At 67.9% G+C, this 16,328-nt stretch carries 15 protein-coding genes; 13 read left to right on the top strand and 2 right to left on the bottom strand.

The features are described from left to right. Nucleotides 1–52: 52 nt before the first annotated feature. A complete protein-coding gene (locus E5206_RS02445) occupies nucleotides 53–1,501 on the top strand; it encodes an MFS transporter (RefSeq protein ID WP_240689896.1) in 1,449 nt (482 codons plus the stop codon). Between the two features lie 289 nt (nucleotides 1,502–1,790). Here the strand turns inward: E5206_RS02445 and E5206_RS02440 are convergent, their stop codons facing one another. Beyond that, on the bottom strand, nucleotides 1,791–2,897 hold the full coding sequence (locus E5206_RS02440; protein WP_136321104.1) for a RelA/SpoT domain-containing protein: 1,107 nt from the start codon (nucleotides 2,895–2,897) through the stop codon (nucleotides 1,791–1,793). 198 nt (nucleotides 2,898–3,095) lie between these two features. Between E5206_RS02440 and E5206_RS02435 the strand changes: the two genes are divergently transcribed. From E5206_RS02435 to E5206_RS02415, 5 genes are all read left to right on the top strand, one after another. Continuing rightward, nucleotides 3,096–3,887, top strand: a complete 792-nt coding sequence (locus E5206_RS02435; RefSeq protein ID WP_136321103.1) for an alpha/beta hydrolase — start codon at nucleotides 3,096–3,098, stop codon at nucleotides 3,885–3,887. Nucleotides 3,888–3,974: 87 nt separating this feature from the next. Beyond that, the gene (nhaA, locus tag E5206_RS02430; RefSeq protein ID WP_136321102.1) at nucleotides 3,975–5,354 is read left to right on the top strand and encodes a Na+/H+ antiporter NhaA; all 1,380 of its coding nucleotides are present in this window, start codon (nucleotides 3,975–3,977) and stop codon (nucleotides 5,352–5,354) included. Nucleotides 5,355–5,421: 67 nt separating this feature from the next. Further along, the gene (locus E5206_RS02425; protein ID WP_136323918.1) at nucleotides 5,422–6,786 is read left to right on the top strand and encodes an MBL fold metallo-hydrolase; all 1,365 of its coding nucleotides are present in this window, start codon (nucleotides 5,422–5,424) and stop codon (nucleotides 6,784–6,786) included. A gap of 74 nt (nucleotides 6,787–6,860) precedes the next feature. Further along, nucleotides 6,861–7,838 (top strand): PfkB family carbohydrate kinase, encoded by a 978-nt coding sequence (locus tag E5206_RS02420; protein WP_136321101.1) that lies wholly within the window; start codon nucleotides 6,861–6,863, stop codon nucleotides 7,836–7,838. Further along, complete coding sequence (locus E5206_RS02415; protein WP_136321100.1) at nucleotides 7,835–8,368, top strand: YbhB/YbcL family Raf kinase inhibitor-like protein; 534 nt, start codon at nucleotides 7,835–7,837, stop codon at nucleotides 8,366–8,368. Before E5206_RS02420 ends, E5206_RS02415 begins: the two co-directional genes overlap by 4 nt. A gap of 123 nt (nucleotides 8,369–8,491) precedes the next feature. Here E5206_RS02415 and E5206_RS02410 read toward each other — a convergent pair whose 3' ends face one another. Continuing rightward, nucleotides 8,492–9,835: an MFS transporter gene (locus E5206_RS02410; protein WP_136321099.1), complete on the bottom strand. Its 1,344-nt coding sequence runs from the start codon at nucleotides 9,833–9,835 to the stop codon at nucleotides 8,492–8,494. A gap of 270 nt (nucleotides 9,836–10,105) precedes the next feature. Between E5206_RS02410 and E5206_RS02405 the strand changes: the two genes are divergently transcribed. From E5206_RS02405 to E5206_RS02375, 7 genes are all read left to right on the top strand, one after another. Beyond that, a complete protein-coding gene (locus tag E5206_RS02405) occupies nucleotides 10,106–10,687 on the top strand; it encodes a PadR family transcriptional regulator (protein ID WP_136321098.1) in 582 nt (193 codons plus the stop codon). A gap of 169 nt (nucleotides 10,688–10,856) precedes the next feature. Then, nucleotides 10,857–11,954: an aromatic ring-hydroxylating dioxygenase subunit alpha gene (locus E5206_RS02400; RefSeq protein ID WP_205759988.1), complete on the top strand. Its 1,098-nt coding sequence runs from the start codon at nucleotides 10,857–10,859 to the stop codon at nucleotides 11,952–11,954. Between the two features lie 31 nt (nucleotides 11,955–11,985). After that, nucleotides 11,986–12,990 (top strand): PDR/VanB family oxidoreductase, encoded by a 1,005-nt coding sequence (locus E5206_RS02395; RefSeq protein WP_136321096.1) that lies wholly within the window; start codon nucleotides 11,986–11,988, stop codon nucleotides 12,988–12,990. Between the two features lie 94 nt (nucleotides 12,991–13,084). Beyond that, nucleotides 13,085–13,903 carry an HAD family hydrolase gene (locus E5206_RS02390; protein WP_136321095.1) on the top strand — a complete coding sequence of 273 codons (819 nt, stop codon included), beginning with the start codon at nucleotides 13,085–13,087 and terminating at the stop codon, nucleotides 13,901–13,903. Between the two features lie 114 nt (nucleotides 13,904–14,017). Further along, nucleotides 14,018–14,266, top strand: a complete 249-nt coding sequence (locus E5206_RS02385) for a hypothetical protein (RefSeq protein ID WP_136321094.1) — start codon at nucleotides 14,018–14,020, stop codon at nucleotides 14,264–14,266. A 76-nt stretch (nucleotides 14,267–14,342) separates the two neighbouring features. Further along, on the top strand, nucleotides 14,343–15,152 hold the full coding sequence (locus E5206_RS02380; RefSeq protein ID WP_136321093.1) for a glycerophosphodiester phosphodiesterase: 810 nt from the start codon (nucleotides 14,343–14,345) through the stop codon (nucleotides 15,150–15,152). A 44-nt stretch (nucleotides 15,153–15,196) separates the two neighbouring features. After that, nucleotides 15,197–16,321 (top strand): glycerate kinase, encoded by a 1,125-nt coding sequence (locus E5206_RS02375; RefSeq protein WP_136321092.1) that lies wholly within the window; start codon nucleotides 15,197–15,199, stop codon nucleotides 16,319–16,321. Nucleotides 16,322–16,328 lie beyond the last annotated feature (7 nt).

Raw genomic sequence — 16,328 nt, 5'->3', positions numbered from 1 at the left:
CTCCAGTAATTATACTTGTATAAGTATAATTACCTTGAAGAATGGAGACAGCGTGGCGACACAGTTGGCAAACGCGGGCGTGCAGCAGGGCAGCCGGCCGGTCTGGGGAGCGCTGGTGTTCCTGGCCCTGGCGCAATTCATGGTCGTGCTGGACGGAACGATCGTGAACCTGGCGCTGCCGCGTCTCCAGACCGAGATGGGGATCAGCGATTCGACGCGTTCCTGGGTGGTCACGGCCTACGCGCTGGTCTTCGGTGCTTTCCTGCTGCTCGGCGGGCGCATCGCGGATTTCTGGGGACGGAAGCGGACCTTCATCGTGGCCGCGGCGGGTTTTGCCCTCGCGTCCCTCATCGGCGGCATCGCACAACAGCCGTGGGAACTGATCAGCGCCCGGGCGCTGCAGGGTGTGTTCGCGGCGCTGCTGGCTCCGGCCGCGCTGGCGCTCCTGACCGTCGCGTTCCCCGGCGGCAAGGACCGTGGCACGGCGTTCGCGATCTTCGGCTCCATCACCGGCGTCGGCGCCGCCGCCGGCGTCCTGCTGGGCGGGTTCCTGACCGAACACGTGACCTGGCGCTGGTGCTTCTTCGTTAATGTGCCGATCGCCGCCATCGCCCTCGTCGGCGTGTGGTCACTCGTCAGCGAAAGCAAGGCCCAGGGGTCCACCAAGTACGACTGGCCCGGCGTTGTGCTGGCCGCGCTGGGCCTGGGGTCCCTGGTCTACGGTTTCACCAACGCGGAGCACGGCTGGGACGCCCCCGAAGCCTGGGGCTTTATCCTCGCCGGCGTCGTTCTGATGGTGCTGTTCGTCGTCGTCGAACGGAAAGTCAAGCACCCGCTCCTGCCGCTGCGCGTGGCAACCGAACGCAACCGCGGAGCGGCGTTCCTGGCCTCGTTCCTGTCCGGTGCGGTGCTCATCGGCGGCGTCCTGTTCATCAACTTCTACATCCAGATCGTTCTCGGGTTTGCACCCTTCCTCGCCGGTCTTGCCTCCCTGCCCATGACGGTGGCGGTGCTCATCACGGCAGCGCTCGTCGCGAAGAACCTGCCGAAACTGGGCGCAAAGATCCCCACGGCACTCGGCCCGGTCTTCATGGCGTCCGCCATGCTGTGGCTCACCCAGGTGGGTGCGGACGGCAGCTACGTCGTCAACATGCTGCCTGCCCTGCTTCTGATGGGCGCGGGCCTGGGGATGGTCTTCGTTCCGATGCAGAACCTGGCCCTGTTCGGCGTGGACAAGGATGATTCGGGCGTTGCCAGTGCCTTGGTCAACGCGTCTCAGCAGATCGGCGGCTCCCTGGGGATTGCCTTCTTCAGCACCGTCGCTGCCGCGGCCACCGCCGGTGGCGTCTCGTTGGCGGCGCTCAGCACCGGCTATGCGGCGGTCTTTCTCTGGGCCGCCGGAGTCGCCATCCTGATCGCCCCGATCGCCCTGCTGCTCATCAACATCGACCGCAAGAAGTTCAGCGGAACCGAAGGCGACGCCCCCGTCCACCTGGGCTGAACCGCGTCCCCAAGGCGGTCACGGTCCTTCATGATGCGCACATTCCCTGACGCAGCCGGTATTCCGGTAGCGCCGGGGAACTTGCGCATCGCCCAGAGGAAATCCTCCGCGCTGTGGAACATTGAGCCGACCTCGTCCCAGCTCCGGACGAGGTCGCGGACCTCGGGATCGTCGGCCCGCTTGCCTGCCGTCAGGTAGCCCAGGCCCTCCTCGACGAGGCCGGCCCAGCGGGTCCTGGCGTCAGAAGTGGGGAGAACCGGCACAGCTCCTGGTCAGCGCGCGCCAAGCCCTACCCTTGCGTGAGCCGGTACCGCTCGATCTGCTTGAGCCGCCGCAGGAGGCTGTCCCGCCGCGGGTGCGGCACGGCGTCGGCCGGTTCCGCGGTGAGCTCAATGTGCTCGGTGCCGTACTGCCAGAGCAGCAGGTCATCCAGCAGCCGGTCCGGGCCGGGCGAGTAGCGGTGGTCCAGGGCCTTGCGGACTTCGGTGATCCGGTTGGCACTGAGCAGTCCGGCGAGCTGCATGGTCTGGTTGAGGCCGTGGGCTGCCATCAGCTCCGCGGCCCAGCCCCAGTCGTCGTCGACCTTCCGGTCCACGTGCGGCAGCAGGGTGCGCCAGACGTCCCGGATCCGGTTCGGCGTGAGCTGGGCTGCGCCTTCGCCGTCCATGTCCCAGTAGCTGCGGACCTCTTCGTAGCGGTCGTGGAGGTCCGAGAATGCGCTCTCCACCGTTTCCAGCATGGCCGCCGTGGCGGTGAACTGGCGGTCGAAGTGCGGTGTCCACGCGCGCGGATCCTCGGCCTTGAACCGGATGTCGTGCTCGATTTCGCTCCAGGCATGGGCAAAGACCGTGCGGATCTGGCATTCGAAGAAGTAGCTGCCGTTGGGCGGGACGTCCGGGTTGAAGACCTGCTGGTAATCCTTGACCACTTCGTTCTGGATGGTCCGCAGGATCAGGTGCCGGCTGGAATAGCCGTAGGTCCCGGACTCGATCGAACCGATGTCCTTCTCCCGGTCCCCGCGGCAGTCGAAGAGGTGGCGCTGACGCTTGATAAGGTTGGCCACCGCCGCGTTCTCAGCCGGAAGCTTCGTGATCACCCGGATGCCCACCATGTCATTGAGCGTCCGGAAAGGGTCCGGGAACTTGAGGATCCGGGGGCCGCCGGGTTCCAGCGGCTCCTCCGTCCGCGAGATCTTTTCCCGGAAGGACTCCACCGTCTTGGTGCGGCCGGTGACAAACAGCGGCGTCACGTCGGTGCCCTTGAGCATGGTCCGCAGCATCAGCAAGACCTCGCGGGTGATGAGTTTCAGGGCAGGGCGCACCCGTTCGTAGAGTTCCACGTTTTCCTGCACGGATGCGCGCAGGACGGGGTCCAGACGGTCCCAATTGCTAGCCATGCGATTAGCTTACGGCGCAGCTACGACGGCGGCCGGGTGACACCCCCGCCCGCCGTTGCCCTACGCGGTGCCGCGCGGCGCCCAAGGTAGGCTCAGCACATGGCTCACGTGCGGCGTCGGCCTGTCACCGCAGCCGCAGCGGCGGTGACACTGGGGACAGTCTCCGCCGGCTCATAACCGGGCCCCGAGGAGGACACAGTGATGCGGCACAAGTACCACTACGGGGATGATCCCAGCCAATGGGGTGAGCTGTTCCTGCCGGAAACCGCGCCCAAGGGCATTGTCGTCGTCATCCACGGCGGCTACTGGCGTTCACAGTATGGCGCCGAACTCGGAGAGCCGCTGGCCAAGGACCTCGCGGCGCACGGCATGGCTGCCTGGAACCTGGAATACCGGCGCGCCGGCAACGGAGGCGGCTGGCCGAACACCTTTGCGGATGTGCTGGCCGGCATCGACAAGCTTCGCGACGTAGCGGCCGAGCACGGCCTCGGCCTGGAGCGCGTCGTTGCGCTGGGGCACTCCGCCGGCGGCCATCTGGCCGTCTGGGCGGCGGGACGCAGCCGGCTGGACCGGCTCGGCGCCCCGGAGGCGGACCGCCAGCTGCTGCGAAACCTCGACGGCGGCGCGGTGCAGCTCACCGGCGTCGTGAGCCAGTCCGGGGTGCTCAACCTGGCGGCCGCCGAGCGGCTCAACCTCAGCAACGGCGCCGTCAGCAACCTGCTCGGAGGATCCTCCGAGAAATACCCCAAAAGGCATAAATACACGGACCCGATGAGCGCCGTGCCGTTGGGGGTTCCGGTCTATGCCGTTCACGGCACAGAGGATGACACCGTCCCGGTGAGCCAGTCCGAGTCGTATGCCGCAGCGGCGAAGGCTGCCGGCTCCCCGGTCCAATTGCTGAAGATCCCCGGTGATCACTTTGCCCTGATCGATCCGAAGGCCGCCGCCTACCGGAAGTGCCGCGAACTCGTCCAGCAACTGCTCGGCTGAGCCCCGGCCCGTTTGCGGATAGACTAGCAACAGGTGCGCCGGGAAGTCTGGTCGGCATAGTTCAGTCGACCCAACTTTTAGGACCCCATGAGCGCCACGCCTCCTCCCGTCCCGCCGCGTTTCACCGTCTTTGGCCGCGGCAGCTACGCCGAATCGCTGCGGATCGGGGAAATCCTGCGCAAGGAAACGGTGGGCGGCGCCCTGCTGGTCGCGGCCGCCGTGATCGCCCTCATCTGGGCCAACTCTCCGGCCTCGGGCAGCTACTTTGCGCTCCGGGACTTCCGGATTGGCTACGCACCCTGGCACCTTGAGCTGAGCCTGGCGGCGTGGGCTTCCGACGGACTGCTGGCCATCTTCTTCTTCCTCGTCGGGCTCGAGCTCAAACGGGAGTTCATCGCGGGCGACCTGCGGCAGCCGAGCAAATCGGTCGTGCCCGTCGCCGCGGCGGTGGGCGGCGTCATCGTTCCCGCCCTGATCTTCGCCCTGGTCAACCTCGCCAGCCCGGAGACCCTGCGGGGCTGGGCCATCCCCACCGCCACCGATATCGCCTTCGCCGTCGCGGTGCTGGCGATCGTGGGCTCGCACCTGCCCAGCGCCCTGCGGATCTTCCTGCTCACCCTCGCAGTGGTGGACGACCTCCTGGCCATCTGCATCATCGCGGTCTTCTACTCCAGCAACCTTCAGCCCCTGCCGCTGCTGCTGGCGCTCATCCCGCTGGGCCTCTATACCTTCCTGGCGCAGAAGTACCGGCGCTTCTTCGGCACCCACCCCATGGCCGCATGGCTGATCCTGCTGCCCCTCGGCATCGCAACCTGGGCGCTCGTACACTCCTCGGGCATCCACGCCACGGTGGCCGGCGTCCTGCTCGGCTTCGCGATCCCGGTGATCCGCTCCCGGGCCAGCGGCGGCCCCGAGGCCGGGCCGGGCCTGGCCGAAATTTTTGAACACCGCTTCCGCCCGATTTCCGCCGGGGTGGCCGTTCCGGTCTTCGCCTTCTTCTCCGCCGGCGTCGCGGTGGGTGGCTGGGAGGGACTCGGCTCGGCGCTGACCGATCCGGTGGCGGTGGGCATCATCCTGGCCCTGGTGCTGGGCAAGCCGGCAGGGATCCTTGGGACGACCTGGCTTCTTACCAAGGCCACCAGGGCACGGCTGGATGCGTCCTTCAAATGGATCGATATCTTCGGGGTCTCCATCCTGGCGGGCATCGGTTTCACCGTGTCCCTGCTCGTCGCCGAGCTGAGCTTCGGCCAGGGCAGCGTCCACGATGACCACGCGAAGGTCGCGATCCTGGTGGCATCGCTGCTGGCGGCGCTGCTGGCCACCGCGGTGCTGCGGACCCGGAACCGCCAGTACCGCCGGGCAGAGGAAGAGGAAAAGGTCGATTCGGACCACGACGGCATCCCGGACCTCTACCAGCAGGACGCATACCAGCAGGACGGCGCCGCGGGCCAGCATCGCCAGCCCTAGCCAGCCGGGCGGCCCCGGCCCCGCCGACCGGCTTGATTTCGCACGCCCAGGGGCCATGATGGGAACCATGGACGTCATCGTGATCGAAACTCCCCAGTTGGGGGACCGGAGCTATCTGGTCCACGACGGCTCGGTGGCGCTGGTCATCGACCCGCAGCGGGACACCGACCGCGTCGAAGCCGCGGCCAGGGAAGCCGGCGTCGTCATCACGCACGTGGCTGAGACGCACGTCCACAACGACTACATCACCGGCGGCCTGGAGCTGGCCAAGGCGCACGGCGCGCAGTACCTCGTGAACGCCGCGGACCCGGTGACGTTCGATCGCCAGCCCATCACCGACGGCCAGACCGTCAGGGTGGGCTCGCTGACGGTCAGGGCCGTCGCCACCCCCGGCCACACCCACACGCACCTGTCCTTCATCGTCGACGACGGCGGGAGGCAGGCCGTCTTCTCCGGCGGAAGCCTGCTGTACGGATCCGTCGGCCGGACCGACCTCGTCGCAGCGGAGGACACGGTCGGCCTCACCCACGACCAGTACGCCTCGGTACGGCGCCTCGTTGCCCAGGCCGGGCACGACGCCGCGCTGTTCCCGACGCATGGCTTCGGCTCGTTCTGCTCGTCCGGGCCGGCGTCCGGCGCCGGATCCTCCACGATCGGCGAGCAGCTGACCGCGAACCATGCCCTGACGGACCCGGACGAGGAGCACTTCGTCCGCGAACTCATTGCCAACCTCACGGCCTACCCCTCGTACTACGCGCACATGGGCGTCGCCAACGCACAGGGCCCCGGCCCGGCGGTGCTGGCCGTGGCGGAGTCGCTCGACGCCGCGGAGCTCGCCCGGCGCCTCCACGACGGGGAGTGGGTGGTGGATCTGCGCCACCGCGTGGCGTTCGCCAGCAACCACCTCCAGGGCAGCGTGAGCTTCGAATACGGGAACAGCTTCAGCACCTACCTGGGCTGGGTGATGCCATGGGGTGAGAAGCTCACCCTCGTCGGCTCGCACGGGGACGTCGAACACGCCATCCGGGACCTCACCCGCATCGGCATCGAATCCCCGGATGCCGCCGTCGGTACGGATCCGCACGCCCTGGCCCCGGAGTCCGCCCTGGCCTCCTACCCCCGCGTGGGCTGGGATGAGGTGCTGGCGGGCCGGGCCGGCGCAGACACCGTCCTGGACGTGCGGCGCGCCGACGAATACGCCAAGTCGCGGGTGGCCGGTGCGGTGAATGTCCCGCTGCACGAACTCCTGCTGCGCCTGACGGACATCCCGGCCGGAAAACTCTGGATCCACTGCGCATCCGGTTACCGGGCCGGCATCGCCGCCAGCCTGCTGCAGCGCGCCGGCAAGGACGTGGTCCTCATCGATGCGAGGTACCGGGATGCCGAGGCCGCCGGGATACGGATGGACACGTCCCGCCCCCTCCCCGGCTGAGCGGCATGCCGGGTCCGTCAATCGGACGCCGCAAAACAGGGGCGCCGGGCTGCGTTCTCTGGCAGAGTATGAGCATGCTCACAGTTATTGGCGAGGGCCTGGTCGATGTCGTCCAGCGCTCCTCCGGGACCCAGGCCCATGTCGGCGGCAGCCCCCTGAACGTGGCGGTGGGGCTGGCCAGGCTGGACCACCCGGTGCAGTTCGTCGGCCGCTACGGGCGGGACGCCTACGGTGAATCCCTCGCCGCCCACCTTAAATCCAGCTCCGTGCTGCTGCCCGTGGCCCCGGACGGACTACCCACCTCCGTGGCCACCGCGCAGATCGGCGACGACGGCGCCGCCAGCTATACGTTCGACCTCGCCTGGGAGCTGCCCGGCTTGGCGGAGCGGCTGCCCTTCCTGCTGCAGGGCACCACCCTGCTGCACACCGGATCGATTGCCACCATGCTGGCGCCCGGCGCCGCCGCGGTGCTGGCCGCCGTCGAACATGCCCATCCTTCAACGACGGTCAGTTTCGATCCAAACTGCCGGCCGAGCATCATCGCCGATGTGGACTACGCGCGCGGACAGGCGGAGAAATTCGTCGCCCTGGCGGACATCGTGAAGGCCTCCGACGAGGACCTTGAATGGCTGTACCCCGGAGTGGATCCGCTCGACTCGGCGCGCCGCTGGCTCGCGCTGGGCGGCGCGGAAGGCCCGGCGATGGTCGTGGTGACCCGCGGCGCCGAGGGCCCCTGGGGCGTCAATGCCGCCGGCGAAGCGCACTTCCCCGCCCCCGCGGTGACCGTGGCGGACACCGTCGGTGCCGGGGACTCCTTTATGGCCGCGCTGCTGTCCGGCGTGGTGGACCGGGGCCTGGACGGTGCACAGAACCGCAAGGCCCTCCGCGAATTGTCCGCCGGCTCGATGCGCGAACTCCTGGCGCACGCGGCCGCCGCGGCGGCGGCGACCGTGTCCCGCGCCGGCGCGAACCCGCCCACCCGGGAGGAACTGAAGCTGGCGGAGGCCGGTGCGCCCCTGCCGGCCTCAACTGCAAGGGAAAGGCAGCCATGACAACCCGTGATCCCCACGAAGCCCGGCACGGCAACTCTGCCTTTACACTGGGCAGCGAATCGTTCGACGACGGGCAGACCCTCCCGGCCGCGCAACGCGGCGCCGCGACCGGACCCGGCGGCAGCGACGAATCGCCACAACTGAGCTGGCGCGGCGCCCCCGCCGGCACCAGGAGCTATGCCGTCACCATGTTTGATCCGGACGCCCCGGGCCACGGCGGATTCTGGCACTGGGCCGTGCTGGACATCCCCGCGGACGTCACCTCCTTGGCGGCGGGCGCGGGTTCCCGGCACGGCGGCGGCCTGCCGCGGGGCGCCTTCCAGTTGAGGAACGACGGCGGGTCGGCCGGCTATCTGGGGGCCGCGCCGCCCAAGGGCCACGGGCCGCACCGTTACATCGTCACCGTCCATGCCCTGGATGTTGCGCAGTCCGGGCTCGACGCCGGCGCCTCCCCGGCGAAGCTGGAAGCGAAGCTCGGCCCGCACACGCTGGCCAAGTCGACGCTGACCGGAATCTACGAACGGCGCTAGCCCCCGGCCCGGGGTGCTGGCCGGTCCCGACGCCGAAATCGCCGGAATCCTGCGAATTCGCCGTAATTTTCCGGCGATCCGGCACGCTTCCGGCGGTTTCGCGCTCGCGGCAGGCCTGCCGCGTCAGACCGCCGTCGTCAGCTTCTCCTGTACTTCGGCGCTTGACCGCGCCTCCGGGGCGGCCGGCCGCATGGCGGCCACGGCGGCACCGGCCACGAGGACCACGACGCCGACACCCATGTAGAGCATGGAAGCCGTCCAGTGCGCATCAAGCAGGGCGCCGGTCATCAACGGGGCGACGATCGCGCCAACCCGTCCGATCCCGATTGCCCAGCCCACGCCGGTGCTCCGCACGGACGCGCCGTAGAGCGCCGGGGTGATGGTGTACATGCCCGCGATGCAGCCGTTGATCAGCATGCCCACCACGCCGCCGGCCACGAAGGCGAGGGCGAGGACGCCCGCGGTGGAAATGAACATCACCATGGTGGCGGCGGACAGGACAGCAAAGGCGATCATCACCTTCCGGCTGTTCCAGCGGATGGTTAGCAGGCCGTAGAGCAGGGACCCAAAGGTGCCGCCGAGGGTCAGCATCAGCCCACCGACGACTCCCTGGCTCTCGGTCATACCGGCCGTGACGAGGAGCCGCGGCGTCCAGCTGTTCACGAAGTAGAAGCCGAACATAGTGGCAAAGAAGGCCAGCCAGACGAGCCACGTGGAGCGGCGGTTGCCTGCCGTGAACAGTTCGGAGAGTTTGTTCTCGCGGTCCGCCTTGACGGCGGCTGCGGGGAGCTCCGTCACGGCCGGCTGTCCGATCTTGCGGGCGATCTTGTTGAGGCGATCAAGGACATTGCGGGGACGGCGGGTGGCCAGGAAGTCCACGGACTCGGGCAGCAGGACCGCCAGCAGGACGAAGGTGGCGGCTGTGCAGATGCCACCGAACAGGAAGACCGAGCGCCAGCCGAAGCTTGCCTGCAGGGTCACCGCAGCAGTGCCGCCCAAGGTCGCCCCGATGCCGTAGCCGGCGGTGTAAATGCTGATGGCCAGCCCACGCCAACGCTTTGACGAGTACTCGCTGGCGATCACATTGGTGCAGGCGAGGATCCCGCCGATGCCGAGGCCCGTGACCACGCGCCAGATCCCGAGTTCAACGGCGGAATGCGACAGGGAAGCCAGCAGCATCCCGGTGGTGGCGAGACCGACGGAGACCAGAACCATGGGCCGGCGTCCGATAAGGTCGGCGAAGGGGGCCAAGCCCAGCGAGCCGATGGCCATGCCGACCAGTCCGGCGCTGAGCAGAATGCCAAGTTCTGCGCCGCTGAGGCCGAATTCGCGGGTGACGCTGTTGGCTGTGAAGGCCATGGCCAGGACGTCGAAGCCGTCAAGGGCATTGAGGACGATGCACAGTCCCACAATCAACCATTGGTACAGGGACATGCGTGACGCGTCGATGCGTTCTTGGAGTTGCATGGGACTACTTTCTGGAGGCCTCGGGCGGTCCGGGCGGATGCTTAACTGCGGGTACGGAAGGGGAGGTGTGGCTTTCCGGAGCCAGCGGCCGGACCTCATCGTTGAAGGAGCGGCAGCAGGGCAAACTATCTATACTGATAGTTATATGTGGCGCGAGACACAGCATAACTATGAATGTAGATAGTTGACAAGGGGTTTAATGGAGGCTGCGTCCGGTCCTGCCGAAAGGCATCGGCACCGCGGCGCCCTGACGGAGAGGATCGGTGGCAGGTGAGTCTGCGTTACGCCCTACTTGCATTGCTGACGTCCCAACCCCTGACGGGCTATGACGTTTTCAAGCACTTCGAACAGTCTGTCGGCTACGTCTGGCATGCCCCGGATTCTCAGATCTACCCCGAGCTCCGCCGGATGGAAAAGGATGGACTCCTCCGTGGTGTCGAGGAGCCCTGGGGTAAAAAGGGCAAGAAAAAGCGTTACCACATCACCCCGGAAGGGGTCGAGGCTTTCCGGGCCTGGATGAACACCACCCTGGACTATGCGCGGGAGCGCGACCCGATCCACCTCAAGGCGGCTTACCTGGAGTGGGCCGAACCCGAGGCGGCGCGGGCCCAGATGCGCGCTCACATGGCGTACCACTCCTCCCGTGCACGGCAATGGCAGGAGATGATCGAGGCACTGGAGGACCGCAGCAACCCCATCCTGGCAAGGCGCCTCGAATCGGCACCCGAAGTGGATCGGGCCAAGATTGCCGGGTATAAGATCTTCACCTACGAAGGCATGATTGACCGCGCCAAGGCGGAGATAGCATGGGCCCAAAGAGGCCTGGAGTTGATTGACAAACTCGAATCCTGATCGCCGAAAGGCCCGGAAACCGAAGGTGTCCGGGCCTTTCGCATTCCCGCTGCCCTGTGCCATTTTCCGTGCGGATCGGGAAGGGTTGCAACTAACTATCAACATAGGTATGCTGTGATCCAGACCACTACCTATGTATATAGGTATAGCGTGACGGGAAGGAATAACCATGACCGCGCTGATGCAGTCCATGAGTTCGACAACCAACAAAGTGCTGGGCTACCCGCTGAATGCCTGGTACGTGGCCGCCTGGGACCATGAAGTTACCCGAAAGCCGATGTCGCGTCGGATCGCCGACCGGCCCCTGGCCCTGTACCGCACCGAGGACGGCAGGGCCGTGGCCCTCGCGGACGCATGCTGGCACCGGCTGGCACCCCTGTCCATGGGTAAGACGCTCGGCAAGGACCAGATCCAGTGCCCCTACCACGGCATCGTCTACAACTCCGCGGGCCGCTGTGTCTCCATGCCGGCGCAGGAAACCGTCAACCCGAGCGCCACCGTGCCGTCCTTCCCCGTGGTCGAGCGCTACCGCTACCTCTGGGTGTGGCTGGGCGATCCGACCCGGGCAGATCCGGACCTGATCCCGGACATGCACCAGATGAGCTCGGACGAATGGGCCGGCGACGGGGAGACCATCTTCGCCCCCTGCAACTACCAGCTGGTGCTGGACAACCTGATGGACCTGACCCACGAGGAATTCGTGCACTCGTCCTCGATCGGGCAGGACGAGCTGAGCGAATCTGATTTCGTCGTGACCCAGGATGGCAACACCGTCACTGTGTCCCGCTGGATGCTCGACATCGATGCACCGCCGTTCTGGCTCAAGAACATGCGGGACAAGTTCCCCGGTTTTGACGGCAAGGTGGACCGCTGGCAGATCATCACCTTCCAGTCGCCGTCGACCATCAACATCGACGTCGGCGTCGCGATGGCCGGCACGGGTGCCCCGGAAGGTGACCGCAGCCAGGGCGTGAACGGCTTCGTCATGAACACCATTTCCCCGGAGACCGCCAAGACCTGCCACTATTTTTGGGCCTTCATGCGCAACTACCGGCTGGAGAGCCAGCTCATCACCACCCAGCTGCGCAACGGGGTGCACGGCGTGTTCGGCGAGGATGAGGCCATGCTCAAAGCCCAGCAGGAGGCCATCGACGCCAACCCGGACTATGAGTTCTACAACCTCAATATCGACGCCGGCGGCATGTGGGTGCGGCGGCTGATCGAGCGCCAGCTCGTCGCCGAAGGCCGCCTCATCCCGACCGTCTGACCGTACCGGCACCGAGAAGTTAGAAGAAGCCATGGCAGCAACGAACCTAGAGATCTGGCAGACAGGCACTGTCGTCGAGGCGGAGTCCATCACCGCGGAGACCCGCCGCCTGGTCCTGTCCCAGTCCCTGCCCAAGCGGGCGGAGCCCGGCTCGCACATCGACGTGATGGTGACGATCGACGGCGAACGGCACAAGCGCTCCTATTCCGCGGTGGATTCCAGCGAGGACGGCCAGCGTGTGGCGATTAGCGTCTTCCGGACCCCGCAATCACGCGGCGGCTCGGTGTTCATGCAAGGTCTTGAGATCGGGGACCAGCTTGAGATCACCCAGTCCCTGCAGAACTTCCCGCTCCGGGTGGGCGCACCGCGTTACGTGCTGCTGGCCGGCGGCATCGGCATCACCGCGATGGTCAACATGGCCCGCGTGCTCCGCAACACCAAGGCGGACTACACCCTCGTCTACTCCGGCCGCAGCCGTGACGCGATGGCCTACCTGCCCCAGCTGGAGGGGCTCCACGGCGACGCACTTCGCGTTCACGTGGACGACGAAGGCACGGCACTGCAGGTCGATGAGCTGCTAGCTTCGGTGGATCCGGAGACGGAACTCTATATGTGCGGTCCGATCCGGCTGATGGATGCCGTCAAGCGCGGCTGGGACACGCTCGGGCTCAGCATGCCGAACCTCCGGTACGAGACCTTCGGCAACAGCGGCTGGTTCGACCCGGAGGAATTCCTCGTCCGCGTGCCGCGCCTGGGCGTCGAGGCGACTGTGGGTCCCGGGAAGTCCATGCTGGAGGCCCTCGAGGATGCCGGCGTCGACATGATGTTCGACTGCCGCAAGGGTGAGTGCGGGCTCTGCGAAGTGCGGTTGCTGGGCCTGCAGGGTTCCATCGACCACCGCGACGTCTTCTACAGTGAGCGCCAGCAGCACGCCGCGGCGAAGATGTGCTGCTGCGTCTCGCGGGCCGTCAGTTCCGAAACCGGGGCGCGGGCGGACTCGGGCGGGGAACGCGCCGTCGTCACGATCGACGTCTGAGCCGCACCCTGCGGCCGTCGGCCCGCGAGCCGGACGCAGCGCAGACCGGAGCGGGCCGGGAATCCGCCCCGACAAGCCAACGTAGACTGGCAGTATGCGGCTCGTAGCAAGTGACATTGACGGAACGATCCTCGGCCACGACGGCAAGATCAGTGCCCGCACTGTCCGGGCGTTCCAGGCCTGCCGCGACGCCGGGGTCGAACTGGTCTTTGTGACCGGGCGCCCGCCGCGCTGGCTGAACCCCCTGCGCGAGCAGCTGGGCCACACCGGAACCGTGATCTGCTCCAACGGTGCGGTGGTATGGGACCTCGAGGCGGACCGGATGGTATCGGCCCGGGCCCTGGAACTGGACGCCGTGTTCGAGGCGCGCCGCATCATCCGACGGCTTCGCCCCGCGGCACTGTTCGCCGCCGAAACCCTGACCGGCTTCCACCTGGAACCGGGGTTCATCGAGAACGGCTCCGGCCGCCTGCTCGCCGAGTACACGCCTGCAGCGCTGCACACCACGCTGACCGCCGCGGATTCCGTTGTGAAGTTCCTGGCAATCGTCCGCGAGGGGACCGCGGATGATTTCCTGGCCGAGGTGACCCCTGCCGTCGCACACCTGGCAGCGGCCACCCACTCGGCGCCGAACATGGCGCTTCTGGAACTCTCCCTCCCCGGTGTGAACAAGGCCGTCACCCTCGCCGAATATGCCGCGTCGCTGGGCATCGGGGCCGGCGACGTGGTGGCATTCGGGGACATGCCCAACGACATCGAGATGCTGCGCTGGGCCGGCGACGGCTATGCGATGGCCAGCGGCCACCCGGAGGCCATCCGCGCCGCCGGCCAGCAGGCCCCGCATTTCGACGACGACGGCGTGGCCCAGATCCTTGAGGCCAAACTCGCTGCCCGGGGCGTCCGGCTTCCCTGATCCTCCCCGCTGACGGGCCGCCACCCGTTTCCCGGCGGCCCGTCAACTGCCGTTCACCTTGGCCTCCTACGCTGAAGCTTCGCGACGGGTTTATTGAGCAATGGTGGGGAAATCATGGCCAGGTACCGTATGGAAAACAGGGACGAGCAGCCTCTGCGCCGGGTGGATCCGGACGAGCACTGGAAGAGCCTGCGCCAGGGTGACCGGGTCCGGGTCCGGCTCTTGCCCGGCTATGAAGCCACTGGCCTGGTGGCCGCCGTCACCTCGGACCACACCGCCGTCTGGGTGGACCTCGACGGCGGCCGCGGCCGCACCCTGCTGCACTGCAGCGACGGCGTGGACATCCTCCCGAACCCCTCCTGATTCCGCCCAAGGAGTCGAAGCCGGAGCCGGACCGGGGCTCCGGCTCCGGCAGGCGGGGCTCCGGTACGCTTCAGGAGTGAGCGATCCGCATCCCTTCTTCGCGGCCGGCGGCTTGAATGATGAGGGCCCCGCGGCGCCCCTCGCGATGGCACACCGCGGCTTCTCCCGGGACGGCCTGGAAAACTCGATGGCCGCGTTCCGCGCCGCCGTCGAGCTGGGGTTCCGGCACCTGGAGACGGACGTCCACACCACGGCCGACGGCGTCCTGCTGCTCTTCCATGACGAAACCCTGGACCGGGTCACGGACGGACGGGGCAGGATCTCGGAACTGTCCGCGGAGACGGTCGCGCTCGCGCGGATCAACGGCGCGGAGCCGATCCCGCTGTTCGAGGAGCTGATCACGGCCTTTCCTGAGGTCCGGCTCAACCTCGACGTCAAGGACTGGGGCTCGGTGGCACCCCTGGCCGCAGCGATCGAACGGTACGGGCTACACGACCGGGTGCTGATCGCCAGCTTTTCGGACCGCCGTCGCCGCGCCGTGCTCAGGCAGCTGAGCCGGCCCGCCGCCGGCTCGGGCGGCATCGTCTCCAACGCGCTGTTCGTTCTGCTGGGGCCGGTGCTGCCGGCGCCGCTGCTGCGGCTCGTGGCGGGGCGGGCGCTCCGCGGTGTCCACGCCCTGCAGGTCCCGGTCCGCTACGGCGCCGTGACGGTGGTGACGCCGGGCCTGGTCCGCCGCGCGCACCGGCACGGCCTGCAGGTCCATGTCTGGACCATCAACGAGACCGCGGAAATGCACCGCTTGCTCGACCTCGGCGTCGACGGGATCGTCACCGACCGCGCGGACCTGCTCAAGGAGGTCCTGCAGGAGCGCGGGCTGTGGGACTGAGCACCATGGCAGCCGCTGTCGGCCCCGGCTGGCAGGATAGTGCCATGCGCATCCTCATCGCCCCGGACAAGTTCAAGGGCTCCCTCACCGCCGCCGAAGCCGCCTCCGCCATCGCCGAAGGCGCCCTCCGGGTCTATCCCGACGCCGAGGCCATCCAGTTTCCCGTGGCCGACGGCGGCGAAGGAACCCTGGCGGCAGCCGTCGCCGCCGGGTACGAGGAGCGGCTCAACGCCGTCGTCGGCCCGATCCTGGCTCCGGTCGGCGCCGCCTGGGCCATCCGCAAGGACGCGTTCGGCGGGGCCACCGCGGTGATTGAAACGGCGCAGGCATCCGGCCTGGCGCACATGGAACCCACACCGGCCAACGCCCTGCGCGCCCACAGCTACGGCTGCGGGCAGCTGATCGCCGCGGCGCTGGACGCCGGCGCCACGGAGATCGTGCTGGGCCTGGGCGGCTCGGCCATGAGCGACGGCGGCAGCGGCGCCCTCCGCGCGCTGGGGCTCACGCCTCTGGACGCCGCCGGCAACGTCGTTCCCCTGGGCGGCGGTTCGCTGGCGGATGTAGTGTCCGTGGATGCCGGCGGCCTCGATCCCCGGCTGTCCGCCGTGAAGTTCCGGATCGCCGTGGATGTGCAGAACCCGCTTTTCGGCAGCGACGGGGCAGCGCAGGTGTTCGCTCCCCAGAAGGGTGCCGACGAGGACGCCGTGGATCTGCTCGACGCGGGACTGCGGAACTGGGCCTCGGTCCTGCGCCAGGCCACCGGCCGGGACGTCAACATCCCCGGTGCCGGAGCGGCCGGTGGCTTCCCGGCGTCGTTCCTGGCCTTCACCAACGCCGCCCTGGAAGGCGGGTTCCAGCTGGTGGCAGGTCTCACCGGCCTCGCTGCCAGGCTCGCCGGGGCGGACCTCGTGATCACCGGTGAGGGATCCCTGGATTCCCAGTCCCTGACCGGCAAGGCACCGATTGCCCTCGCCGATGCAGCGCAGGAACGCGGCATCCCGGTGATCGTGGTCGCCGGACGGATACTGGTCACACCGGAGGAGCTTGCCGGGCATGGCGTGGTGGCGGCGGCGCAGTTGCTGGACCTGGCCGGGAGCCCGGACGATGCCCTCGCGAACGCCGCGAAGTACCTCAGCCGGGCGACCAGCCAGGTGCTCGAAGGGGCCTAAGGGCGCG

The organism is Arthrobacter sp. PAMC25564 (assembly GCF_004798705.1).
In the GTDB taxonomy this organism is placed as follows: Bacteria; Actinomycetota; Actinomycetes; order Actinomycetales; family Micrococcaceae; genus Arthrobacter.
Note: the sequence above shows the minus strand (reverse complement) of the source record. Positions and strands in the feature narration are given on the sequence as shown.

Bases quoted from the DNA above. Each gene is read 5' to 3' on its own strand.
- E5206_RS02440 (WP_136321104.1), bottom strand. From the start codon at position 2,897: ATGGCTAGCAATTGGGACCGTCTGGACCCCGTCCTGCGCGCATCCGTG.
- nhaA (WP_136321102.1), top strand. From the start codon at position 3,975: ATGAGCGCCACGCCTCCTCCCGTCCCGCCGCGTTTCACCGTCTTTGGC.
- E5206_RS02425 (WP_136323918.1), top strand. From the start codon at position 5,422: ATGGACGTCATCGTGATCGAAACTCCCCAGTTGGGGGACCGGAGCTAT.
- E5206_RS02420 (WP_136321101.1), top strand. From the start codon at position 6,861: ATGCTCACAGTTATTGGCGAGGGCCTGGTCGATGTCGTCCAGCGCTCC.
- E5206_RS02415 (WP_136321100.1), top strand. From the start codon at position 7,835: ATGACAACCCGTGATCCCCACGAAGCCCGGCACGGCAACTCTGCCTTT.
- E5206_RS02410 (WP_136321099.1), bottom strand. From the start codon at position 9,835: ATGCAACTCCAAGAACGCATCGACGCGTCACGCATGTCCCTGTACCAA.
- E5206_RS02400 (WP_205759988.1), top strand. From the start codon at position 10,857: ATGACCGCGCTGATGCAGTCCATGAGTTCGACAACCAACAAAGTGCTG.
- E5206_RS02395 (WP_136321096.1), top strand. From the start codon at position 11,986: ATGGCAGCAACGAACCTAGAGATCTGGCAGACAGGCACTGTCGTCGAG.
- E5206_RS02390 (WP_136321095.1), top strand. From the start codon at position 13,085: ATGCGGCTCGTAGCAAGTGACATTGACGGAACGATCCTCGGCCACGAC.
- E5206_RS02385 (WP_136321094.1), top strand. From the start codon at position 14,018: ATGGCCAGGTACCGTATGGAAAACAGGGACGAGCAGCCTCTGCGCCGG.
- E5206_RS02375 (WP_136321092.1), top strand. From the start codon at position 15,197: ATGCGCATCCTCATCGCCCCGGACAAGTTCAAGGGCTCCCTCACCGCC.